A 19,091-nucleotide genomic window follows, 5' to 3' on the forward strand; every position below is an offset into this window, starting at 1 on the left:
GGCCGCGGGCACCGCACCTTGCGGCGATCAGTTCGGCTTGAGTACCTGATGTACGCTACGCCGACTTGGCTTACCGCAACCTGGGGCACTGCTGAACAGTTACGTGCCAGAATGAGCTGGATAGTTACGTTTTTTGTTTTTAAATTTTGGCGGAGAAAATTACGCGGTCGGGGGAAGGGTAGCCTTCGATGGTTTGTTGCGGATTTTCCGGGTCCAGGAAGTCGGCGTAGGATTCGAAGGTCATCCAGGCGGTGCGGCGCTGCTCCTCGGGGCTGGTGGGCACCTGGCTGATCAGTTGCACCTCCTTGAAGCCGCTGCGGTTCAGCCAGTTGTGCAGGCAGGCGGCGGTGGGTACGAAGTACACGCCCGGGGCCTTGGCGTAGGTGTGCTCCGGGAACAGGGCCAGGCTTTCGCGGCCGGGAATCGCCTGGGACTCCACGATCAATGTGCCGCCAGGCCGCAGGGCTTCTTTCAGTTGGGCCAGCATGGTCAACGGTTCCCGCCGGTGATAGATGATGCCCATCAGGAAGATCACATCAAATGAGCCGGGATAAAACCCGATCTGCTCCACCCCCATGGCTTCGATCGAGAGCCGGTCGGCGGCTTGCCCTGCCAGGTGCTGCAGGCTTTTGCAACAGTAATAGTGCTGCAGCATGGGCTCAAAGCCGACCACGGCGGCGGGTTGGCGGGGCAGCATGCGGAACATGTAGTAACCGTTGTTGCAGCCGATATCCGCCACCACCTTGTTTTTCAACTCCGGCAGGCCCGGGGCGAGGCGGTCCCATTTGCGCCAACTCCGCCATTCGGCGTCGATTTCAAGACCGTACAAGGAAAATGGGCCTTTGCGCCAGGGCATGAAGGCCCGCATGGATTCATGCAGGGCCCTGGCTTGGTCACCGGTCAGCTCTCCGTGCCGGCCAATCAGTACGGTGTCGCCGGTGAAATCGCAGTACTCCGCCGCCGGCAGGGTACAGGTTCGCCGCCATGGCTCCTGAAAGCGCAAAAAACCTTTTTTGGGCCGGGCCAGCCGGGCCTCGTTTTCGGCTCGCCATTGCCGGACGGCGCTCTTGTTGGCCCCGGGCATCAATTCCAGATAATCTGCCAAATCTTGCCTCTTTTTCCCGTAACAAAATAAAAACAGGTGGTTATTCAGTGGTTTAAGACAACACCGCGCCGCGGTGTTCAGTTACTTGACCGCCACCAGGGAAGCGAAATTAAACCACTGAAAAAAACTTTCCACCCGCTTGAAGCCGGCCTGTTCCAGCATTTGGCGGTTTTCCGCCAGAGAAAAGGGGATCAGCACGTTTTCCAGGGCTTCCCGCTTCTTGCTGATCTCGATTTCCGAGTAGCCCCTAGCCCGCTTGAATTCGAGATAAAAATCAATGAAATGACGGTTCAGTTCAGGATCGTGGGAGATGATCTTTTCGCTCAGGATCAGGATGCCACTTGGGCGCAGGGCCCGGTACAGGGCGGCGGTAAAGGCCGGCCGCCGCAGGGGACGGATAAACTGCATGGTGTAGTTGAGGATGATCGCCCCGGCGTTTTGGCAGTTAAAGGTTTCGATGTCCGCCTCGATAAACTTGATGGCCCCGCCGGGGGCATAACCCGCCGCCTTGCGCCGGGCCTTGTCGAGCATTGCCGCCGAGTTGTCCACCCCGATCAGGCGCAAATCGGGGGTTTGCAGCCGGCGGGCCAGATGCAGCAAGGTGTTGCCGGTGGAGCAACCAAGGTCATACAGCCGGTCGCCGGGAGCCAGAAAGCGCTCCAGCAGTCGGACGCTCATTTCGATGACCTGCTCGTAATTGGGGACCGAGCGGAGCAGCATGTCGTCGAAGACCTCGGCCACCTCGGCGGTGAACCGAAAATCGCTGGCGATCTTGCCGTGGTTGAAAAGTTGATCTTTACGCATGGGGTGCCGGGAAAGTTGTTCAGCGGCGCTTAGCCAGGGAGCGGATTTTGCCGGTTTTTGCACCGGCGCCGGTCGCCGGTTTACGGCCGCGCTGTCCGGCTCGGGGCCGGTTTCGGCAGGCGCCGGCTTTACCGGCGGCGCAGCGGGGTTTTTTCGGTTGGTGGTCGGCGGTCGGTGGCGGGCGGTACAGCAGGATGGTCCGACCGATGATCTGCACGATCCGGCTGTTGCTGCCGGCGGCCAGTTGTTGGGCGACGGTGGTTTTATCCTCCGGGCAACCCTCCTGTATTTTAACTTTTACCAGTTCATGGGCGGCAAGCACCGCCTCCAGGGCCGCAACCACTGCCGGCGCCGAACCTTCCCGGCCGACCATCACCTTGGGTTGGAGATGATGACCCTGGGCGCGCAGTTCGCGGGCCGCCGGGCCGCGCATGTAAAGCTTGTCGCTGTCTTGCATCTGATTTATCTCCTAGGGATAAGGGTGCAAAAAAATATCAATTGAAAAAGGGGAACCGTTCGTCAAGTTCGAGAACCTGTTGATTTAACAGGCCATATACGTTTACTAAAAGACGTTGGAGATGATCTCGTAGCCGCCGATCCAGGTTCCGATCATACTGCCGATGGCCGGCAGTATAAAGGCCAGAAAGATTCGCAGCAAGCGATTGCGCCACCAGCCGCCCAGGCTGTTCATGTCGTCCAATACACGTTCAAACTCCACCACCGTGGGGGGGCGGAAATTGGCCTGGAGAAAGGCGGTGACGTAACCGGCCCCGATCACCGGGGTCAGGCTGGTCACCGGGGCGGCGGCAAAGGCGCCGGCGATGGTCAGCGGATGGGCCAGGGCCAGGGCCGCCCCCAGGGCGGCGGGAATGCCGTTGGCCAGGATCCAGTAAAGCAGGTTCTGCCCAGCCACCGCCATGCCCTTGCTGATGGCGATATAGGCCAGGGCACCCAAAATGACCGCCGGTACGGCCCAGGCCAGCCCTTTCCAGGCTTTGGCGGCCGGCGGAATCTGGCTGATGGTCGCCATCTGGTGCCGCCGGTCCTGGCTCAGGGCTTTTTTCAGCCCGGCCACATGGCCGGCGCCCACCACCGCCACCAGTTTGTCGCCAGGGGTTTCCTTGATCTTTTCAGCCAGGAAGGTGTCGCGCTCATCGATGAGCACTTCCTTAAGTTCCGGCAGGTCCCGGCCCAACTGGGCCATCAGCTCGGAAAGCAGGTCGGTGTTGCGCAACTCCCGCAGGTCGGCCTCGCTGATTTCACTCCGGTCGAACATCCCGGCCAGCAGGGTGGCCAGCAGCATCATCTTGCGATACCAGGGGGTGGCGCGCCAGGCCCGGCGCATGGTAACCCGCACGTCCCGGTCACAGAGGGTCACCGGGATATTCAGCTCTTCGGCCTGGCGGGCGGCGGTGATCAACTCGGTGCCGGGCTGCACCCCCAGTTTGTCGCCCAGCTTTTTCTGGTAGGAGGCCAGCAGGAGGTTGATCAGCAGGGTGGCCAGTTGGCGGCGCCGCATAATCTCCTTGAGGTCCAGCAGCTCCCATTTTTTTCGATGAGCCAGGGATTGGTAACGTTTTTCGTCCAACTCCAGGCAGACCGCATCGGGCCGTAACTCGGTGATTACCTGGCGCACCAGGTCGGCTGACTCCCGGGAAACATGGGCGGTGCCGATGAGGAAAATTTGCCGGCCGGCCAGGGTGACCAGGTGCACGTCCTGGTGCTGGGGGCTGTCGGGGGGGTTGGTAGGGGGGTGTGGCACGTGGTTTTCCTGCTTTGGGTAGAAGAAGTGGAGACATGTCCTTTTACCGAAAATCGGCCTTTTGAGCAATCTATTTTCGTCGGAGGAAAGCTTGGTCGGGTGCAATTGCCAGTCGGTGGCAACCAGGCCGTCGCCCGTCGCCTGTGGCGTGCCGCGATGTCGGACGGGGCGAGAAACCTGAAGGTTCCTTGTCAAGCAGGAGCTTTCCCGCTATGGTTAAAGAGCTGTTGCCGGTGTTGTCGTCGCCCAGCCCCACATCTTTAAAAAGGAGACTCCGCCGATGGATGCGTCAACCCATAGTTCAGAATGCGCCAAACTCCTCCAGCGCTGGGAGCAAGCCTATTTGGCCCGCTCGTATGATGCGGCGGTGGGGCGTTTGTTCCGGGGGATCATCCATAATCTTAACGGGGTGTTACAGGTAGCTTCGTTCCATGGCGATATGTCGCGTCTGGCTCTGGGAAAAGCGGCCGAATTGCTGGCTCGGGCCCAGGAGGCCGGTGCTCCGGAACAGGCCGCCGAGGCCTTGCGGGAACTGGCGGTGGTAGTGGAGGAACAGCAAAAAGGGCTGGGCCAGTTTAAGGAAAGGTTGGGCCAGGGCTCGGAAATTCTGCGCCGGACCTTGATGTTGCCCGCCTTGAAAGCCGATGAACAGCAGCAGAGCTGGAGCCTCAATGAAGTGGTGGCGTGTGAAGACGAATTTCTAAGTGCCGATCCTTTTTACAAACATAAACTGGCGCGCAAACTGGAACTGGCCCCGGAGTTGCCCGCCGTGACCGGAGACGCGGTGGTGATGCATGAGGTTGTGCACATCCTGCTGGATAACGCGCTGGAGGCGGTGCGTGAACAGAGTGACGCGACGCTGGTGATGTTTAGCCAGGCGGTGGGGGATGAGGTCGAACTGGTGGTCCGGGACAATGGCCCAGGGGTGCCGGCGGAGCAGCGTGAACAGATTTTCGCCCCCTTTTTTACCACCCGCAGTAAACATCAGGGCCTGGGGCTGTATCTGGCCCGCAAGCTGGTCCGGAAGTGCGGTGGTGAGTTGGCGTGTGTGGATGGTCCCGGTGGCACCTTTCAACTGCGGTTGCCCGTTACCGGGGACACTGCGCGGCAGGTGAAAGATGAGTGAAGCGCCGGCCGGCATGTTATACGTTGTGGCCACCCCCATCGGCAATCTCGAGGATCTCACGCTGCGGGCATTGCGGGTGTTGGGTGAGGTGGATCTAATTGCCGCCGAGGACACCCGGCGGACCAGAAAATTGCTCAATCATTTTGCCCTCAAAACCCCGTGCCTCAGCTATTATCGAGAAAATGAGGCCCGGCGGGCCGAAGAGATTCTCACCCGAATGCTGGCCGGGCAGTCGGTGGCCCTGGTCTCCGATGCCGGCACGCCGGGAATTGCCGATCCCGGCGCCCGCCTGGTTAATCGAGCCCGGGAGGCGGGGCTGCCGGTGGTGCCGCTGCCCGGCGCTTCGGCCCTGGCGGCTTTTTTGAGTGTGGCCGGACAGACCGGGGCCAGCCATCTGTTTCTCGGCTTTTTGCCGGGCCGGGCCGGAGAGCGGCGCAAGCTGCTGCAAAGCCTGGTCGCCGAACCCCATCCCCTTGTTTTTTATGAATCGCCCCATCGCCTGTTGAAAAGCCTGGCTGATGCCCTGGCCGTTCTGGGGGACCGCCCGGTGGTGCTGGGCCGGGAACTGACCAAGATCCATGAAGAAGTGCTGACTGGTTCGCTGGCGCAACTGCTTGGCCGCCTGCAGGAACGGCCGGTGATCAAGGGTGAGTTTGTCGTGTTGCTGGCCGGGGCGGAACCAGTGTCGGCCCCGGCGATGGACCGCCCCTCCGGTGATGATTTTGCGCAACTGGCCGCCTGGTATCGCGACCAGGCGGGTTTTTCCTTGAAAGACGCGGCCCGCCGCCTGGCTGTTGACTTGGATCTGCCCCGCAGCAAGGTCTATCGCCGTCTACTGGATTTCTGGTAGTGGGGCCTGTTCAGCAGAGCGGCTTTATGCTTGTCAAGCGGCCATTTTCCGACTAAATTGCAACATTTTCCTTAAAGATGAAGGGTTGTCTGGGGCCGGGGCGTTTTATTAATGAAGCAGGTTCAGGATTTTTATTTTCTCAAGGCCCGTAAAGAGGGTTATCCCGCCCGTTCGGTTTACAAGCTGGAGGAGGCCCAGCGGAAGTTTTCCCTGCTGCGGCCCGGCGACAAGGTGCTGGATCTGGGCTGTCAGCCTGGCAGCTGGTCCATGTACGCCGCCCGGGTGGTCGGGGTCCGGGGGTTGGTGGTGGGGGTGGATATCACCGCCGGCCCCATCAAAACCCGGGGCGGGGCGCCCTTTCATTTTGTGCTGGGCGATATCACCAAAGAGTCGGTGCAGGAGAAGGTCAAAAGCATCTGCCCCCGCTACCAGGTGCTCATCAGCGACATGGCCCCCCGGACCACCGGTAATCGCTGGGCCGATCAGCAGCAGTCCTTGCGCCTGGCGGAGACGGTGCTGGAACTGGCGGCAGACTGGTTGCAGCCCGGCGGTCATCTTTACTGCAAGGTCTTCGAGGGCGAGGATTTCCAGGAACTGGTGGCCACCGCCCGTCGATCATTCAGCAGGGTCAAGGTGTTCAAACCCAAAAGCTCCCGGGCCGAAAGCCGGGAAGTTTTTTTGCTGGCCATGAACCATCAGGGCTGATTTTTGCCCTTTATTTGCAGATTGCGATAACTGATGACTTCGCAAGAAGTCATCAACGCGCCCATGGATGGGCGCGCAAATCAATAGCTTGCTGTGTAAACCATTGATTTGTAAGGAAAACGGAAACCGCGTTTTCGCTTTCCGGGGAGCAAAAAGTCCATGGACGGACTTTTTGCGACATCATCGTAACTTGAAGAGGAGAGTATGGCAGGACATTCCAAATGGGCCAACATCAAGCACCGCAAAGGGGCGGCGGACGCCAAGCGGGGCAAGGTCTTTACCAGGCTGATCAAGGAAATTATTGTGGCCGCCCGGCTGGGCGGTGGCGACATTGACGGCAACCCCCGGTTGCGCACCGCGGTGGCGGCCGCCAAAGCGGAAAACATGCCCAAGGAGAACATCGAACGGGCCATCAAGAAGGGTTCCGGCGAGCTGGAAGGGGTTTCCTACGAGGAGATCACCTATGAAGGATACGGCCCCGGCGGAGTGGCGGTGATGGTGGAATGCATGACCGACAACCGGGTGCGTACCGTGGCCGATGTCCGCTTCATGTTCAGTAAAGCCGGTGGCAACCTGGGTGAGAGCAACTGTGTTTCCTGGATGTTTGACCGCAAGGGTCAAATCCTGGTGGATCGGGAGGTGATCTCCGAAGACGAGTTGATGGAGGCCGCCATTGAGGCCGGGGCTGAAGATGTGGTCACGGAAGAAGGCACTTACCAGGTGCTTACCGACCCGGACGACTTTGCTGCGGTCAGCGAGGCACTGCAGAGCAAGGGAATTGCTTTTGTGGAGGCCGCCATTGCCATGGTCCCTAAAAACACCGTGGAGGTGGGGGATGAACAAACGGCCCGGCAGCTCATGAAGCTGCTGGACAACCTGGAAGATAACGATGACGTCCAGCATGTGCATGCCAACTTCGACATTCCCGATGCGGTGATGGAGGCTCTCTCCTGAGTGGGGTCGAGCGAATTTTGGGGGTGGACCCCGGCTCCCGGATCACCGGTTACGGGGTCATCGAACAGGACGGACCGCGACTGCGTTTCATCAGTTGCGGGGTCCTGCGGGTGGAGCGTTACGGCTCCCTGGCGGAGCGGATCTACCGGGTCCACCAGGGCTTGGGTGAGGTGATCATGACCCATCGGCCCGGGAAAATGGCGGTGGAGGATGTGTTTGTGGCCGGCAACCCCAAGGCGGCTTTGAAGCTTGGCCACGCCCGGGGGGTGATTCTGCTGGCCGCCATGCAGCACGGACTGCCGCTGGCGGAGTTCACACCGATGATGGTCAAGCAGGCGGTGGCCGGTTACGGACGGGCCTCCAAGGAGCAGGTGCAGCGGATGGTCCGGGCCCTGTTGAATTTGTCAGCCAGCCCGTCGGAAGATGCCGCCGATGCCCTGGCGGTGGCGGTATGCGGCGCCAACCACCGCAGCGCCGACTGTTGGCAGCTCTTGCATCAGTGATGACTTCGTAAGAAGTCATCATCGCGCCCATGGACGGACTTTTTGTGACTTCATCATCAGTAGATGTTCAACACTGCCGCGACCTGCGGCAATGCTGCACGTTAACGCCATTTAAGGCAGCGGGTTGCCGGGCCTGAAGAACAGGTAAAAAGTGAGATGAACAGGACCGACGGAAAGTGATTGCTTCCTTGCAGGGAAAACTGGTCCACAAAGACCACGACAGTCTGGTCATCGAGGTCGGTGGCGTGGGTTATGAGGTGTTTCTGCCTGCCGCCCGGCATGAGCGCTTGCCGGCCATCGGCGAGGAGCTTTTTCTGTATATCCAGACCGTGGTTCGGGAGGATTCCTTCAATCTCTACGGCTTTCCCGACGGCCGCGAGAAAAGAATGTTTCAACTCCTGCTGGGGGTTTCCGGCGTAGGGCCGCGGCTGGCCATGAATATTCTGGCCGCCGCCGAACCCGCCGCCCTGAGCCGCGCCATCATTGGCGACGATATTGTTTTTCTGAAAAAACTGCCTGGCGTGGGCAAAAAAACCGCCGAACGCCTGTGCCTGGAACTGGGTGACCGGATGGAGTTTTTTCCCGCCGCCGACGGGGTGGCCGGAGTGGCCGGCGGCGGACCGGCCGCCTCGTTGGAGTCCCCCGCCGGGCTCGATTTCAGCGAACAGTCCTTTCAAGACGCCTTTTCCGCTCTGGTTAACCTGGGATACCCGGCTTCCCAGGCCCGGGCCGCTTTGGAAGGTTTGCGGGCGGCCTCCGATTCCTCCCTTGAACTGCCGGTGGAAGAGCTGCTGCGGCAGGCTTTGAGGTCTCTTGCATGATGAACCAGGAAGAGCGGCTCGTCAGCCCCGATGCGGTTACCGATGATCTCTGCGAGGTTGCCCTGCGACCAAAGCTGCTGAGCCAGTATATCGGCCAGGAGCAAGTCAAGGAGAACCTGGCGATTGCCATTGCCGCCGCCAAAGGGCGGAGTGAGGCCCTGGATCATACCCTGTTTCACGGTTTTCCCGGGCTGGGTAAGACCACCCTGGCTTATGTGATTGCCAACGAGATGGCCGCCGGCATCCGGGTTACCTCGGGGCCGGTCATCGAGCGGCCCGGTGATCTTGCCGCCATCCTCACCAGTCTCCAGGAAGGAGATGTGCTGTTCATCGACGAAATTCATCGCCTCAACCACGTGGTGGAAGAGATTCTCTACCCGGCCATGGAGGACTTTGAGCTGGACCTGGTGATTGGCCAGGGGCCGGGGGCTCGCAGCGTGAAGATGTCTTTGCCCCGCTTCACCCTGGTGGGGGCCACCACCCGCACCGGCCTGCTGACTCCGCCCTTGCGGGATCGTTTCGGTCTTTCCCTGCGGCTGGACTTTTATGCCCCCGAGGAACTGGTGGCCATTGTCAAGCGATCGGCGAATTTGCTGGGGGTACCCATTGACGAAGCCGGGGCTTTGGAGATCGGTCGCCGTTCCCGGGGCACGCCCCGGATCGCCAACCGCCTGTTGCGCCGCCTGCGGGATTTTGCCGAGGTCAAGGGCCGGGGTCGGATCACCGCCCAGATCGCCGACGCCGCTCTCAGCATGTTGGGGGTCGACCTGCTGGGTTTTGACGAAATGGATCGCCGCATCCTGTTGGCCCTGATCGACCGTTTTCAGGGCGGCCCCATTGGCCTGGACACCCTGGCCACCATGGTCTGCGAGGAAAAAAATACCCTGGAAGATGTTTACGAGCCTTTTCTGATCCAGGCCGGTTTTTTGGTCCGGACCCCCCGTGGGCGGATGGCCACCCGGGCCGCCTATGAACATTTCGGCCGCAGCTTCCGTCCCGGCGGTTCGGCGCCCACCGAAACTCCGGAACTTTTTGCCGATGCCCCGTCGCTGACGGTCCGGAAAGCGGCGGCGGCCAAAAAAAATAAGGAATAAATGCCATGAGCCCAGCGGTTAAAACCGTTTGTGACCTGGCGGCTAAAAAGGCCGCCGGCGAAAAAATTACCATGCTCACCGCCCATGACGCCGCCTTCGGGGCCCTGGTCGACCGGGCCGGGGTCGACCTGGTGCTGGTGGGGGATTCGTTGGGGATGGTGGCCCTGGGGTATGACTCCACCGTGCCGGTGACCATGGACGAGATGATCCACCATGCCAGGGCGGTGCGCCGTGGGGTAAAGGAGGCTCTGCTGGTTGGTGATATGCCTTTTCTGTCCTATCAGGTCGGGGAGTGGGATGCCATTATCAACGCTGGCCGTTTCCTCAAGGAAGCCGGCTGCGCGGCGGTGAAGCTGGAAGGCGGGGCCGAGGTGGCGCCGCTGGTGGCGGCCGTGGTGCGGGCCGGCATTCCGGTACTGGGGCACATCGGCTTAACCCCCCAAACAGCCGGTCAACTGGGCGGTTATAAGGTCCAGGGCAAGGACGCCGAGTCGGCGGCCAAGCTGGAGCATGATGCCCGGGCCCTGGAGGCGGCCGGAGCCTCGGCGCTGGTGCTGGAATGCGTCCCGGCTCTGCTGGCCAAACGGATCAGTGCTGAAATGAAAATTCCCACCATCGGCATCGGGGCTGGACCGTACTGCGATGGTCAGGTGCTGGTTAGCCACGACCTGCTGGGGCTTTTCCGGGGGTTTACCCCCAAGTTTGCCAAGCAGTACGCCCTGCTGGCCGATCAGGCCGATCAGGCTCTGGCGGCCTTCCGGCGGGAGGTGAATAGCGGAGAATTTCCCGCCGCCGAGCATTCTTTCGGGTCTCTGGTTGAAGAAAAAGAGGCACCGGCCGATAAGAAGGCGTAAGCTCGGCCTCCTCTTCGGTAACCGGGAGAGGGGGAACACATTTTCTCGTGGCCAAACATGTTGTAAAAAGGTTTAAGGAATGGATTTAGCAACCTTAATAGGGGTGGTCCTGGGCTCCGTACTGTTGATGGGAGCCATTTTGCTGGGTGATGCGCCGGGGATTTTTTTTAACCCGCCCTCGGTGCTCATCGTTTTCGGCGGCACCCTGGCCACGGCCATGATCCGGTTCAGTATGGCCGATGTCATCAATTCCGCCAAGATCGCCATGAATGCTTTCACCATGCGGGGCAATAACCCCCAGGAGGTGATTGCCGAGATCGTCAACCTGGCCCATGTAGCCCGTAAAAACGGCCTGATCGTGCTGGAGCAGCAGCCCATCACCGATCCCTTTTTGAAAAAAGCGATCATGTACTGCGTGGATGGGCATGAGGCGGACTTCATCGAAGAGGTGCTGCAAAAAGAGGTGGATCTTACTATCACCCGCCATCAGGTGGGGCAGCAGGTATTCAACGGCATGGGAACTTCGGCCCCGGCCTTCGGGATGATCGGCACCCTGGTGGGGCTGGTGCAGATGCTGTCGGTGATGGATGACCCGGCGTCCATCGGCCCCGGCATGGCGGTGGCCCTGTTGACCACCCTTTACGGCGCGGTGCTGGCCAACTTCCTCTTTATTCCCATTGCCGACAAACTGGCCCTGCGCAGCCAGGAAGAGGAGCAGAACCGGCAGTTGATCATTGAGGGGGTGCTGGGCATCCTCAAGGGTCTCAACCCCCGGGTAATGGAGGAATTCCTGGAAACCTTTCTGCCGCCCAAGGATCGCAAAAACGCCATGGCCGGCCGGTAAGCAGCAATGGCTAAGAAAAAAGCCAGAAGACAGAAACCGCCGACCCCGGGGGCTCCGCTGTGGATGGCGACCTTTGCCGATATCGCCATTTTGTTGTTGTGCTTTCTGGTGCTGATTCTCTCTTTTTCGACTCTGGATGAGCCGAGTTTTCTCAAGGTTACCGGTTCCATCAAGCGGGCTTTCGGGGTGCAGGCGATCACTCCGGCCCATGATATTCCCCGGGCGGAAAGAATTATTGCCACGGTATTTGAAACCGTGCCTTTTGAGGTGCGGGAACCGATCCAGCAGCTGTTCAAGGAGCTGGAAGATGCCGGTCTGGTTACGGTTGAGGATGATGAAGCCGGGGAAGTGACGGTGCGGATCCGGGATTCGGTGGCCTTTGCCTTTGGCCAAGCGCAACTGAGGGAAGAATTCAGGGAGTTGCTCGATCAGTTGGGTGAGACCTTGGTGGCAAGTCAGGCCACTATGGTGGTGGAAGGGCATACCGACAACGTGCCTATGCGGCCCGGGGCGCCGTTTTCCTCCAACTGGGCCCTGTCGGCCGCCCGTTCGGTGGCGGTGGTGGAATACCTGGTGGAACGGCATGGCGTCCCCCGGGATCGCCTGGCCGCTGAGGCCTACGCTGACAGCCGGCCGGTGGTGCCCAACGATACGGCGGAGGGCAGGGCGACCAATCGGCGGGTGGAGTTCAGGATCAAGCCCGGCGAGGATTTGCGGGTCTTTGAGGGGTTTGATGATTTTATCGATTTGGACCAGCAGTGAGTTGCCGCGCGCTGGACAGGTTGGATTGCTTTGACCATTACGAACAGGAGCGGTTATGAGCAACGGACGGAACCGAAGAGGGGCGGTACGGGCCACGGATCGGGTCCTGCTGGCCTATAAAAAGGTCTCACCGGAGAAATTTGAAGATATTACCGAGGATTATCGGCAGGGGATCTCGATCTATACCCAGGAAGGGCTGGCCGATATCCAGATGTATGTCGGGGCCCAGGCCGCGCTGGATCGCATGCGGCTCAAAGATCCGGATATGGCCGATTTCCTCAAACATCTGGACAACAAGGTTAACCTGCTGCTCAAAAGAGTCAAGGGAGAGCGCGGCGTTTTTGACGCCCTCAAGATGCAAAAGGTCAATCTCAGCGCCAAGGGGCTGGCCTTTTATGCCTTTGAGGCCTTCCAGCCCGGTGAAATCGTCGAGGTTCATCTGGCCCTGTTGCCGGCTTACACCTTCCTCTACTTCTTTGTCCGGGTGGTTAAATGCGATAGCGAAGGTGAGCACCAGGGAAAAACCATTTACCGGGTAGGCTCCGAGTTTGCCCTGCTGATGGAAGAAGATCGCGACAAACTGGTGCAGCACAGCTTTAAGCAGCAGAGCATGGCCCTGCGCAGCCGCCGGCAGGGAGAAGATGAATGATGCGAGTTTTTAGTGGCGAGGAAGTTACGGCGGCGGTGCGGCGTCTGGCCATTTCGGCGGCCTGTGATCTGGAGCCGGATATTTTGGAAGCCTTGCTGCAGGCCCGGGACCGGGAGTCGTCGGAGTTGTCCCGCAATGTGCTTGAGCTGTTGCTGGAAAACGCCGACATTGCCAGTCGGGAGCGGCTGCCGGTTTGCCAGGATACGGGAATCGCGGTGGTTTTTGTCGAGTTGGGGCGCGAGGCCAGAGTGGATGGCGATCTGTCGGTCGCCATTGAAGAAGGGGTGCGTCGCGGCTATCGGGACGGTTATCTGCGCAGCTCGGTATGCGATCCGCTAACCCGGATTAATACCAACGACAACACCCCGGCGGTAATCCACCTTGAGCCGGTGGCCGGCGACGGCCTGACCCTGCGGCTGCTGCCCAAAGGATGCGGCAGTGAAAATATGAGTGCGCTGACCATGCTGCCGCCGTCGGCCGGCAAGTCGGGTATTATCAGTTATGTGGTGGAGCAGGTAGTGGCTGCTGGTTCCAACCCCTGTCCGCCGGTGGTTGTCGGCGTGGGAGTCGGGGGAAGTTTTGAGAAGAGCGCTTACCTGGCCAAAAAATCCCTTTGCCGGCCCTTGGGGCAACCCCATGCCCGACCGGATGCCGCCGAGCTGGAGGCCGAAATATTGGCCGGGATTAATGAGAAAGGAGCGGGGGTGCACGGCCTGGGGGGCAACAATACGGCCCTGGCGGTACACCTTGAGCTGTTTCCCTCCCATATCGCCAGTTTGCCGGTGGCGGTGAATATTCAGTGTCATGCCCACCGCCACAAAGAAATTTCTCTCTGAGTAAACTGCTTATTATGGCCGTAGTTTATCCTTTTGTGGCCCGGGTGAGTGGGGTTGCCTCTCTGGGGTGGTGAGCGCTTACCTGGCCAAACTGTGCTAATTTTGTTTATGCTGTGGGGTGTTGTGATGCCTAAGATGTCGCCAGGTTCCCGGTTTTTGCAGCAGTTGCGCCAGGTGGAGGTGCCGTTCAACCCCGAGGTGGTGGCCGGGCTTAAGGCCGGGGAACTGGTGAGCTTGAATGGGGTGATTTACACCGGCCGGGATCAGACCCATCGCCGCCTTTGCGCCCTGCTGGACGAGGGCAAGGAGCTACCGGTCGATTTGCGGGGACAGTTACTTTATTACGTGGGGCCGACTCCACCACCGCCGGGACGAGTCATCGGGGCGGCGGGGCCGACAACCAGCTACCGGATGGATCCCTACACCCCTCGGTTGCTGGAACTGGGGCTGACGGCAAGCATGGGGAAAGGGCCCCGCTCGGCAGAGGTGCGGCAGGCCATGTTGGCCCACCGGGCCGTTTATCTGGCCACCATCGGCGGGGCCGGCGCTCTGCTCGCAAATTGTATCTGCAAAAGCGAACTGGTGGCCTTTGCCGATGCCGGGGCCGAAGCCATGTTCCGTTTCGAGGTGGAGGGTTTCCCGGCGGTGGTAATCAATGACCTGGCCGGTAACGATTTTTACCGGCTTACGGCCTGCTCCGCTGCTGGTTGAACACCTGCAGCCCTTTCAGCAGCGTCAGGGCCGTTTGCAGTTGCCGGTCACGGGCCAGCTTCTCACGCAATTCCCCGTTGTCCTCTTCCTCTTCGGTCATCGGTTCGACCGGTTCCCGTTGTTCGCTGTCCAGGTGATGAAGCAGGTCCCGTTCCCGGAAAATTGCATGGGGTGGCTGGCGGTCGTTATCTTCGATGGCGTTGCTTGGCGGTTCGTTGTGCACCTCGATGTCGGGGACAATACCCTTGGCCTGGATGGAAATTCCGCTGGGTGTGTAGTAACGGGCGGTGGTCAGGCGCAGCCCGGCTCCGCCGTTAAGCGGGATAATGGTCTGCACCGAGCCCTTGCCGAAGGTGGAGGTACCGAGAATAACGGCCCGCTTATGATCCTGCAGGGCCCCGGCCACGATTTCCGAGGCGCTGGCGCTACCCTCGTTGACCAGCACCACCATGGGAAAACGGTAGCTCTCGCTGCCGCTGGTTTTCCGGGCTTCAAAAACCATGTTCTGTTCCCGGATCCGGCCTTTGGTGGATACAATCACCCCTTCATCCAGGAAGACGTCGGTGAGTTGCACAGCCTGGTCCAGCAGCCCGCCGGGATTGTTGCGCAGGTCCAGAATCAGCCCTTTGAGTTCTTCCTGTTGCTGAAACTCGTTCAGCGCATCCCTAAAATCATTGGTGGTTTTAGCCTGGAAGTTGCTTACCCGGATATGGGCATAGCCCGGTTCCAGCAGTTCGGTCCGGACGCTGTGGATGGGGATAACACCGCGGACAATGGTAATATCCCGGAATTCCGACCATCCTTCTCGGTGAATGGTGACGGTGACCTCGGTGCCTTCTGGGCCGCGCAACTTCTTCACAGCTTCCATCAGGGAAATACCTTTGGTGGACTCACCGTCGATGCCGACAATCCGGTCGGCGGCCCGCAAGCCTTTTTTGTGGGCGGGTGTGCCTTCGATGGGCGAGACCACGGTCAGCATGCCGTCGCGCATACTGATTTCAATGCCGATGCCGGAAAAGGAACCTTTGGTTTCCATTTGAAGTTCCTTGAAGTCGTCTGCCCGCAAAAATGATGAATGGGGGTCCAGGGAGTTTAGCATGCCCCGGATGGCGCCTTCAATGGCCTCCTCGGGATCCACTTCCTCCACGTAACTCTGTTGAATGATATGCAGTACATTGGTGAAAGTTTCCAGGTGCTGGTACGTGTCCTGGGATTTCGCCGCCTGGCCGTCCGGCAGGTGGGAAAAGGCCAGAAAAACGAAAAAAGCGGCGCCCAGGGCGGGCAGCGTCAGGCGGGTCAACATTTTACGGGTAATTTTCATCGTCAAATCTCAGCAAGGTAAAATAAATAATCCGGCAAGCCGTCCCAAACGACTTGCTTCATCTCTGCGATGGTATCATTTTCCGGCCAGATAGACAAGATTTATTGTCCATTGCTGGTGGTTCGGTTTGGTCATTTGTGGTAGTCGGGCGGTGCCGTGTCGGGATTTAAAGTTGTTCAGCGGTTGTCCTGCAGCCACGCCAGGGGATCCAGGGTCTGCACTCCCTGGCGGATTTCAAGATAAAGCCGCCCTTCTTCGGTTGTCGCCCCGCTTGCCGCGGCGGTGGCGCCCAGGATCTGCCCCGCTCGAACCATTGCTCCCGGTCGGGTATTGATTTCGGCCAGGCCGGCCAGCAGGCTGAAATACCGTTGTCCGTGGTCGACGATGACCATTTTGCCGTAGCCGGGCATTTCCCCGACGTGGGCGACGTTGCCGGCCGCCAGGGCTTTTACCGGCGCCCCTTTGGCGGTCTTGAGAGTAATGCCGCGGCTTTCACCGGCACCACCCAGCGGTCCTCTGATGCTTTGCCCGAATTTGGTTATCACGACCCCGTCCGCTGGCCAGATAAGGATACCTTGCAGGCTGACAAAGTCCTTCGCCCCGGGGTGGGTGGGAAGGCTTGTGGAGGCGGTGGCGGAATCGTCGCTCCCCGGCACCCGTTTTGACTGTTCGGCCAGAGTGGCGGTGAGGGCGATGGCCAACAGATCGACGGCCTGGCGGATTTCTTCCTGGGCCTGCTGGTGGAGCCGCTTCTGGTTTTGCACCCGGTGCAGGAGTTCTTGTCGTTCCTGGCGGGTGACCTGCAGTTGCTCCTCCCGGCGATTGATCGTGGCCTTGTCGGCCATTAACTCCTCTTCCAGCCTGGCCAGATGCCCCCGGGCCTCCTGCAGGGCGGTGATCTGGTCGCGGTAGCCGGTGATGAGAGCCTGATCGTGCTCCCGCAAAAAATGAAAATAATCCTGTAGTTCCAGCAGGTCAGGCAGGCTTTCGGCGCTGAAAAGGATGTTGAGGATCGCTACTTCGCCGGTTTGGTAAGCCGCCGTAAGACGGTGCTGCACCTTGATCCGGGCCTGGTCGCGGTCGGCCTGGAGCTGTTCCAGTTGTTCCTGCTTTTGCGCCCTGGTCAGCCGATGTTCGGCCAGTTGTTGATTGAGGGCGACCAATTCTGCCTGTTGCCTTTCGATCAGCCTGTCCAGTTTGGCCAGTTCAGTCAGCAGTTTCTCGGCCTTGGTCTGGGCATCGGACAGGCTGGTTTCCTGCTCCGCCAGGTTGTGGCGCAACAGCTCAAGCTTCCGCTGTTCCTCGGCAGCCGTCTCTTCGGACGTGGCCATGGCGGTCCCCGGCCAGCCCAAAAGCAGCAGCAGAATGACAAAACGAAGCAGGAACATAATAATTAAACCTGCAGGGATTTATTAATGGCTGCCAGGCTGCTGAACAGACAGAGCAGCGCACTGGCGCCGATGATCAGCCCCAGCAGCCAGGTCGGCAGAAAGACCGGGGTGAAAAGACCGAGGATGCCGGCTCCGGCGAGTTGATTGGTGGTCCATTGAAAGATCAGATACAGAGAGCCCAGGCCCAACATGGAACCCAACCCGCCTTGCAGCAGCCCCTCAGCCAGAAATGGAGTGCCGACGAAGGCCCGGTCGGCGCCCAACAGGCGAAGGATTTCCAGTTCCTCCCGGCGGGCGGCCAAGGTGAGCTGGATGGTGCGGGAAACGGTGAAAATCATGTTAAGGGTCAGCAGGGCGGCGCTGACCAGCACCACTATCCGCAGCAGGCGGTTGAAGCTGTTAAAATGTTGCAGCCACTCCTGGCCGTACTGTACTCGGCTGACATGGGGCAGAGTGGAAAGGAAGTCGGCCAGCTGACTCAGTTGGTTCAGGCCCAGTAGGCCGGGGCGGGGGACAACTTCAATGGATGGAGGCAGGAAGTCCGGCGCCAGATCGCGCAGAATATCCTGTTCGTCTCCCAGACGGCGGGCAAAACGGGCCATAGCCTGCTCGCGGGAGATAAACCGGACTTCGGCTATATCACCGAACTGGTGGATCTGTTCTCGGATCCGGGGCTGCATGGCGGGGTTGATATCTTCATCAAGATAAATGGTAAGCCGCAATTCGTCGCCCAATTTGGCACCGGCGGCCAGCATGTTGAGGTGGATCAATAAAAAAAAGGCAAAAATAAGCACCGACAGCGCCACGGTCAGCAGGCTCATGGACTGGGTGGGCCATGACCTGGCCAGGTTGCGGCCGGTTTGCTGCAGAATGGCAACGAGAAAAGTAGTTAAGCGGGGTTTGCCTTTCATCGCTGTTCCCCGTCCGTTTGCAGTATACCCTGTTGCAGATGCAGTACCCGGTGGCCATGGTCACGGTACAGCTTGCTGTCGTGGGTGGCGGTGATCACCGTGGTGCCGGCGGCGGCCAGTTCCCGGAAAAGGTTGAGGATCAGCAGGCCGGTCTGTTCGTCGAGGTTGCCGGTGGGTTCATCAGCCAGTAGCAGGGAGGGTGCATTGGCGGCCGCTCGGGCGATGGCCACCCGCTGCTGTTCGCCCCGGGAAAGGGTCTCCACCGGCCGTCGTTCCTTGCCGGTCAACTCCATTTTTTCCAGCAGTTCGCTGATCCGGCGGCTGGTTTCCCGCCAGGGCCGGTAATCCACCTCCATGGCCATGGCAATATTACGGCTCACGCTGAGGCGCGGCAGCAACCGGAAGTCCTGGTAGACCACGCCGATGTCCCGGCGCAGCCGCTGCTGCTGGGCCTGGTTGAGCCGAGCCCCTTCCCGGCCATTGACCAGCACCATGCCGGTGTCGGGCTTTTCTTGGCGGCCGATCAATCTGATCAGGGTACTCTTGCCCGCCCCGCTGCTGCCGGTAATAAAGACTAGTTCCCCCTGTCTGACGCTCAGGGAGACATCCCGGAGGGCCACCACGTCTGGGGGGTAGACCTTGCCGACCTTAAAGCATTCAACCATGGGCGGGGTTGTCTGTGTTTGCTTGACCATGGCGCAAATATACCTAAGATGAAAAAAAATTGACACCCTTTTCGTCGATATTGTATAGACATACAAACAAAACCTTGGAAGATCATGGAAAACCCATGGAGTAAGGAGTGGAGGGGCGGTAATTTATGGCGTTAAAACAAGCGGACGGAGATCAAGGCCGGGAGTGGGTCGAACCGGTAGGTTGCGCGGCCATTGTCGGCACCAGTGAACGGATCCGGCAGGTTTTTGAGTTGATCCGCAAGGTTGCCGACGCCGACACCACCGTCCTGATCCGGGGTGAGTCGGGCACCGGCAAAGAGCTGGTGGCGCAGGCCTTGCACCAGGAAGGTTGTCGGGCCCAAGGCCCCTTTATCGCCGTCAACTGCGGGGCTATTCCCGCCGAATTGTTGGAGA

At 59.9% G+C, this 19,091-nt stretch carries 22 protein-coding genes; 14 read left to right on the top strand and 8 right to left on the bottom strand.

Going from position 1 to position 19,091, the window contains the following annotated elements:
• Positions 1-139: 139 nt before the first annotated feature.
• The 4 genes from cmoB to P0N66_RS01965 form a co-directional block, all read right to left on the bottom strand.
• Complete coding sequence (gene cmoB / locus P0N66_RS01950; protein ID WP_275802264.1) at positions 140-1,105, bottom strand: tRNA 5-methoxyuridine(34)/uridine 5-oxyacetic acid(34) synthase CmoB; 966 nt, start codon at positions 1,103-1,105, stop codon at positions 140-142.
• Positions 1,106-1,186: 81 nt separating this feature from the next.
• Positions 1,187-1,909, bottom strand: a complete 723-nt coding sequence (gene cmoA / locus P0N66_RS01955; RefSeq protein ID WP_275802265.1) for a carboxy-S-adenosyl-L-methionine synthase CmoA — start codon at positions 1,907-1,909, stop codon at positions 1,187-1,189.
• Positions 1,910-1,928: 19 nt separating this feature from the next.
• Positions 1,929-2,366, bottom strand: coding sequence for a ribosome assembly RNA-binding protein YhbY (gene yhbY / locus P0N66_RS01960; RefSeq protein WP_275802266.1), 438 nt, complete (start codon positions 2,364-2,366; stop codon positions 1,929-1,931).
• Between the two features lie 105 nt (positions 2,367-2,471).
• The gene (locus P0N66_RS01965; RefSeq protein WP_275802267.1) at positions 2,472-3,671 is read right to left on the bottom strand and encodes a TraB/GumN family protein; all 1,200 of its coding nucleotides are present in this window, start codon (positions 3,669-3,671) and stop codon (positions 2,472-2,474) included.
• A gap of 280 nt (positions 3,672-3,951) precedes the next feature.
• On the opposite strand from P0N66_RS01965, the gene P0N66_RS01970 reads away from it, so the two are divergent.
• The 13 genes from P0N66_RS01970 (at position 3,952) to P0N66_RS02030 (ending at position 14,380) form a co-directional block, all read left to right on the top strand.
• Positions 3,952-4,797, top strand: a complete 846-nt coding sequence (locus P0N66_RS01970) for a sensor histidine kinase (protein WP_275802268.1) — start codon at positions 3,952-3,954, stop codon at positions 4,795-4,797.
• Positions 4,790-5,647 (top strand): 16S rRNA (cytidine(1402)-2'-O)-methyltransferase, encoded by an 858-nt coding sequence (rsmI, locus tag P0N66_RS01975; protein ID WP_275802269.1) that lies wholly within the window; start codon positions 4,790-4,792, stop codon positions 5,645-5,647. Before P0N66_RS01970 ends, rsmI begins: the two co-directional genes overlap by 8 nt.
• Before the next feature lie 111 nt (positions 5,648-5,758).
• On the top strand, positions 5,759-6,352 hold the full coding sequence (locus tag P0N66_RS01980) for an RlmE family RNA methyltransferase (protein WP_275802270.1): 594 nt from the start codon (positions 5,759-5,761) through the stop codon (positions 6,350-6,352).
• A gap of 204 nt (positions 6,353-6,556) precedes the next feature.
• The gene (locus tag P0N66_RS01985) at positions 6,557-7,306 is read left to right on the top strand and encodes a YebC/PmpR family DNA-binding transcriptional regulator (RefSeq protein WP_275802271.1); all 750 of its coding nucleotides are present in this window, start codon (positions 6,557-6,559) and stop codon (positions 7,304-7,306) included.
• Positions 7,303-7,809 (top strand): crossover junction endodeoxyribonuclease RuvC, encoded by a 507-nt coding sequence (gene ruvC / locus P0N66_RS01990; RefSeq protein WP_431189990.1) that lies wholly within the window; start codon positions 7,303-7,305, stop codon positions 7,807-7,809. The genes P0N66_RS01985 and ruvC overlap by 4 nt, the downstream gene beginning before the upstream one ends.
• Positions 7,810-7,985: 176 nt before the next feature.
• Entirely contained in the window at positions 7,986-8,630 is a 645-nt protein-coding gene (gene ruvA / locus P0N66_RS01995; RefSeq protein ID WP_275802272.1) for a Holliday junction branch migration protein RuvA, read from the top strand.
• The gene (gene ruvB / locus P0N66_RS02000) at positions 8,630-9,724 is read left to right on the top strand and encodes a Holliday junction branch migration DNA helicase RuvB (protein WP_431189991.1); all 1,095 of its coding nucleotides are present in this window, start codon (positions 8,630-8,632) and stop codon (positions 9,722-9,724) included. Before ruvA ends, ruvB begins: the two co-directional genes overlap by 1 nt.
• A gap of 5 nt (positions 9,725-9,729) precedes the next feature.
• Positions 9,730-10,578: a 3-methyl-2-oxobutanoate hydroxymethyltransferase gene (gene panB, locus P0N66_RS02005; RefSeq protein ID WP_275802274.1), complete on the top strand. Its 849-nt coding sequence runs from the start codon at positions 9,730-9,732 to the stop codon at positions 10,576-10,578.
• Between the two features lie 79 nt (positions 10,579-10,657).
• Positions 10,658-11,422, top strand: coding sequence for a MotA/TolQ/ExbB proton channel family protein (locus P0N66_RS02010; protein WP_275802275.1), 765 nt, complete (start codon positions 10,658-10,660; stop codon positions 11,420-11,422).
• Between the two features lie 6 nt (positions 11,423-11,428).
• Positions 11,429-12,184: an OmpA family protein gene (locus tag P0N66_RS02015; protein WP_275802276.1), complete on the top strand. Its 756-nt coding sequence runs from the start codon at positions 11,429-11,431 to the stop codon at positions 12,182-12,184.
• A gap of 55 nt (positions 12,185-12,239) precedes the next feature.
• On the top strand, positions 12,240-12,833 hold the full coding sequence (locus P0N66_RS02020; protein ID WP_275802277.1) for a PilZ domain-containing protein: 594 nt from the start codon (positions 12,240-12,242) through the stop codon (positions 12,831-12,833).
• The gene (locus P0N66_RS02025) at positions 12,833-13,669 is read left to right on the top strand and encodes a fumarate hydratase (RefSeq protein ID WP_431189992.1); all 837 of its coding nucleotides are present in this window, start codon (positions 12,833-12,835) and stop codon (positions 13,667-13,669) included. The genes P0N66_RS02020 and P0N66_RS02025 overlap by 1 nt, the downstream gene beginning before the upstream one ends.
• Positions 13,670-13,795: 126 nt before the next feature.
• Positions 13,796-14,380: a FumA C-terminus/TtdB family hydratase beta subunit gene (locus P0N66_RS02030; protein WP_431189984.1), complete on the top strand. Its 585-nt coding sequence runs from the start codon at positions 13,796-13,798 to the stop codon at positions 14,378-14,380.
• Here P0N66_RS02030 and P0N66_RS02035 read toward each other — a convergent pair.
• The 4 genes from P0N66_RS02035 to P0N66_RS02050 form a co-directional block, all read right to left on the bottom strand.
• Entirely contained in the window at positions 14,355-15,701 is a 1,347-nt protein-coding gene (locus P0N66_RS02035) for a S41 family peptidase (RefSeq protein WP_275802280.1), read from the bottom strand. The genes P0N66_RS02030 and P0N66_RS02035 overlap by 26 nt on opposite strands.
• 176 nt (positions 15,702-15,877) lie before the next feature.
• Positions 15,878-17,089, bottom strand: coding sequence for a murein hydrolase activator EnvC family protein (locus tag P0N66_RS02040; RefSeq protein ID WP_275802281.1), 1,212 nt, complete (start codon positions 17,087-17,089; stop codon positions 15,878-15,880).
• Positions 17,090-17,094: 5 nt separating this feature from the next.
• Positions 17,095-18,003 (bottom strand): cell division protein FtsX, encoded by a 909-nt coding sequence (locus P0N66_RS02045; RefSeq protein WP_275802282.1) that lies wholly within the window; start codon positions 18,001-18,003, stop codon positions 17,095-17,097.
• Entirely contained in the window at positions 18,000-18,698 is a 699-nt protein-coding gene (locus tag P0N66_RS02050; RefSeq protein ID WP_275802283.1) for a cell division ATP-binding protein FtsE, read from the bottom strand. The genes P0N66_RS02045 and P0N66_RS02050 overlap by 4 nt, the downstream gene beginning before the upstream one ends.
• 125 nt (positions 18,699-18,823) lie before the next feature.
• Between P0N66_RS02050 and P0N66_RS02055 the strand changes: the two genes are divergently transcribed.
• Positions 18,824-19,091, top strand: a 268-nt coding sequence (locus P0N66_RS02055) for a sigma 54-interacting transcriptional regulator (protein ID WP_275802284.1), incomplete at its 3' end; no start/stop codon positions are given.

Origin of the sequence: Desulfurivibrio dismutans, from assembly GCF_029210385.1 — a bacterium.
Taxonomy (GTDB): domain Bacteria; phylum Desulfobacterota; class Desulfobulbia; order Desulfobulbales; family Desulfurivibrionaceae; genus Desulfurivibrio; species Desulfurivibrio dismutans.

Excerpts from the sequence above, each read along its gene's own strand:
- P0N66_RS02050 (WP_275802283.1), bottom strand. The coding sequence starts at position 18,698 with ATGGTCAAGCAAACACAGACAACCCCGCCCATGGTTGAATGCTTTAAG.
- P0N66_RS01985 (WP_275802271.1), top strand. The coding sequence starts at position 6,557 with ATGGCAGGACATTCCAAATGGGCCAACATCAAGCACCGCAAAGGGGCG.
- P0N66_RS01980 (WP_275802270.1), top strand. The coding sequence starts at position 5,759 with ATGAAGCAGGTTCAGGATTTTTATTTTCTCAAGGCCCGTAAAGAGGGT.
- P0N66_RS02030 (WP_431189984.1), top strand. The coding sequence starts at position 13,796 with ATGCCTAAGATGTCGCCAGGTTCCCGGTTTTTGCAGCAGTTGCGCCAG.
- P0N66_RS02040 (WP_275802281.1), bottom strand. The coding sequence starts at position 17,089 with ATGTTCCTGCTTCGTTTTGTCATTCTGCTGCTGCTTTTGGGCTGGCCG.
- P0N66_RS02015 (WP_275802276.1), top strand. The coding sequence starts at position 11,429 with ATGGCTAAGAAAAAAGCCAGAAGACAGAAACCGCCGACCCCGGGGGCT.
- P0N66_RS02035 (WP_275802280.1), bottom strand. The coding sequence starts at position 15,701 with ATGAAAATTACCCGTAAAATGTTGACCCGCCTGACGCTGCCCGCCCTG.
- rsmI (WP_275802269.1), top strand. The coding sequence starts at position 4,790 with ATGAGTGAAGCGCCGGCCGGCATGTTATACGTTGTGGCCACCCCCATC.
- P0N66_RS02045 (WP_275802282.1), bottom strand. The coding sequence starts at position 18,003 with ATGAAAGGCAAACCCCGCTTAACTACTTTTCTCGTTGCCATTCTGCAG.
- P0N66_RS02025 (WP_431189992.1), top strand. The coding sequence starts at position 12,833 with ATGCGAGTTTTTAGTGGCGAGGAAGTTACGGCGGCGGTGCGGCGTCTG.
- ruvB (WP_431189991.1), top strand. The coding sequence starts at position 8,630 with ATGAACCAGGAAGAGCGGCTCGTCAGCCCCGATGCGGTTACCGATGAT.
- cmoA (WP_275802265.1), bottom strand. The coding sequence starts at position 1,909 with ATGCGTAAAGATCAACTTTTCAACCACGGCAAGATCGCCAGCGATTTT.
- P0N66_RS01970 (WP_275802268.1), top strand. The coding sequence starts at position 3,952 with ATGGATGCGTCAACCCATAGTTCAGAATGCGCCAAACTCCTCCAGCGC.
- panB (WP_275802274.1), top strand. The coding sequence starts at position 9,730 with ATGAGCCCAGCGGTTAAAACCGTTTGTGACCTGGCGGCTAAAAAGGCC.
- yhbY (WP_275802266.1), bottom strand. The coding sequence starts at position 2,366 with ATGCAAGACAGCGACAAGCTTTACATGCGCGGCCCGGCGGCCCGCGAA.
- P0N66_RS02010 (WP_275802275.1), top strand. The coding sequence starts at position 10,658 with ATGGATTTAGCAACCTTAATAGGGGTGGTCCTGGGCTCCGTACTGTTG.
- P0N66_RS02020 (WP_275802277.1), top strand. The coding sequence starts at position 12,240 with ATGAGCAACGGACGGAACCGAAGAGGGGCGGTACGGGCCACGGATCGG.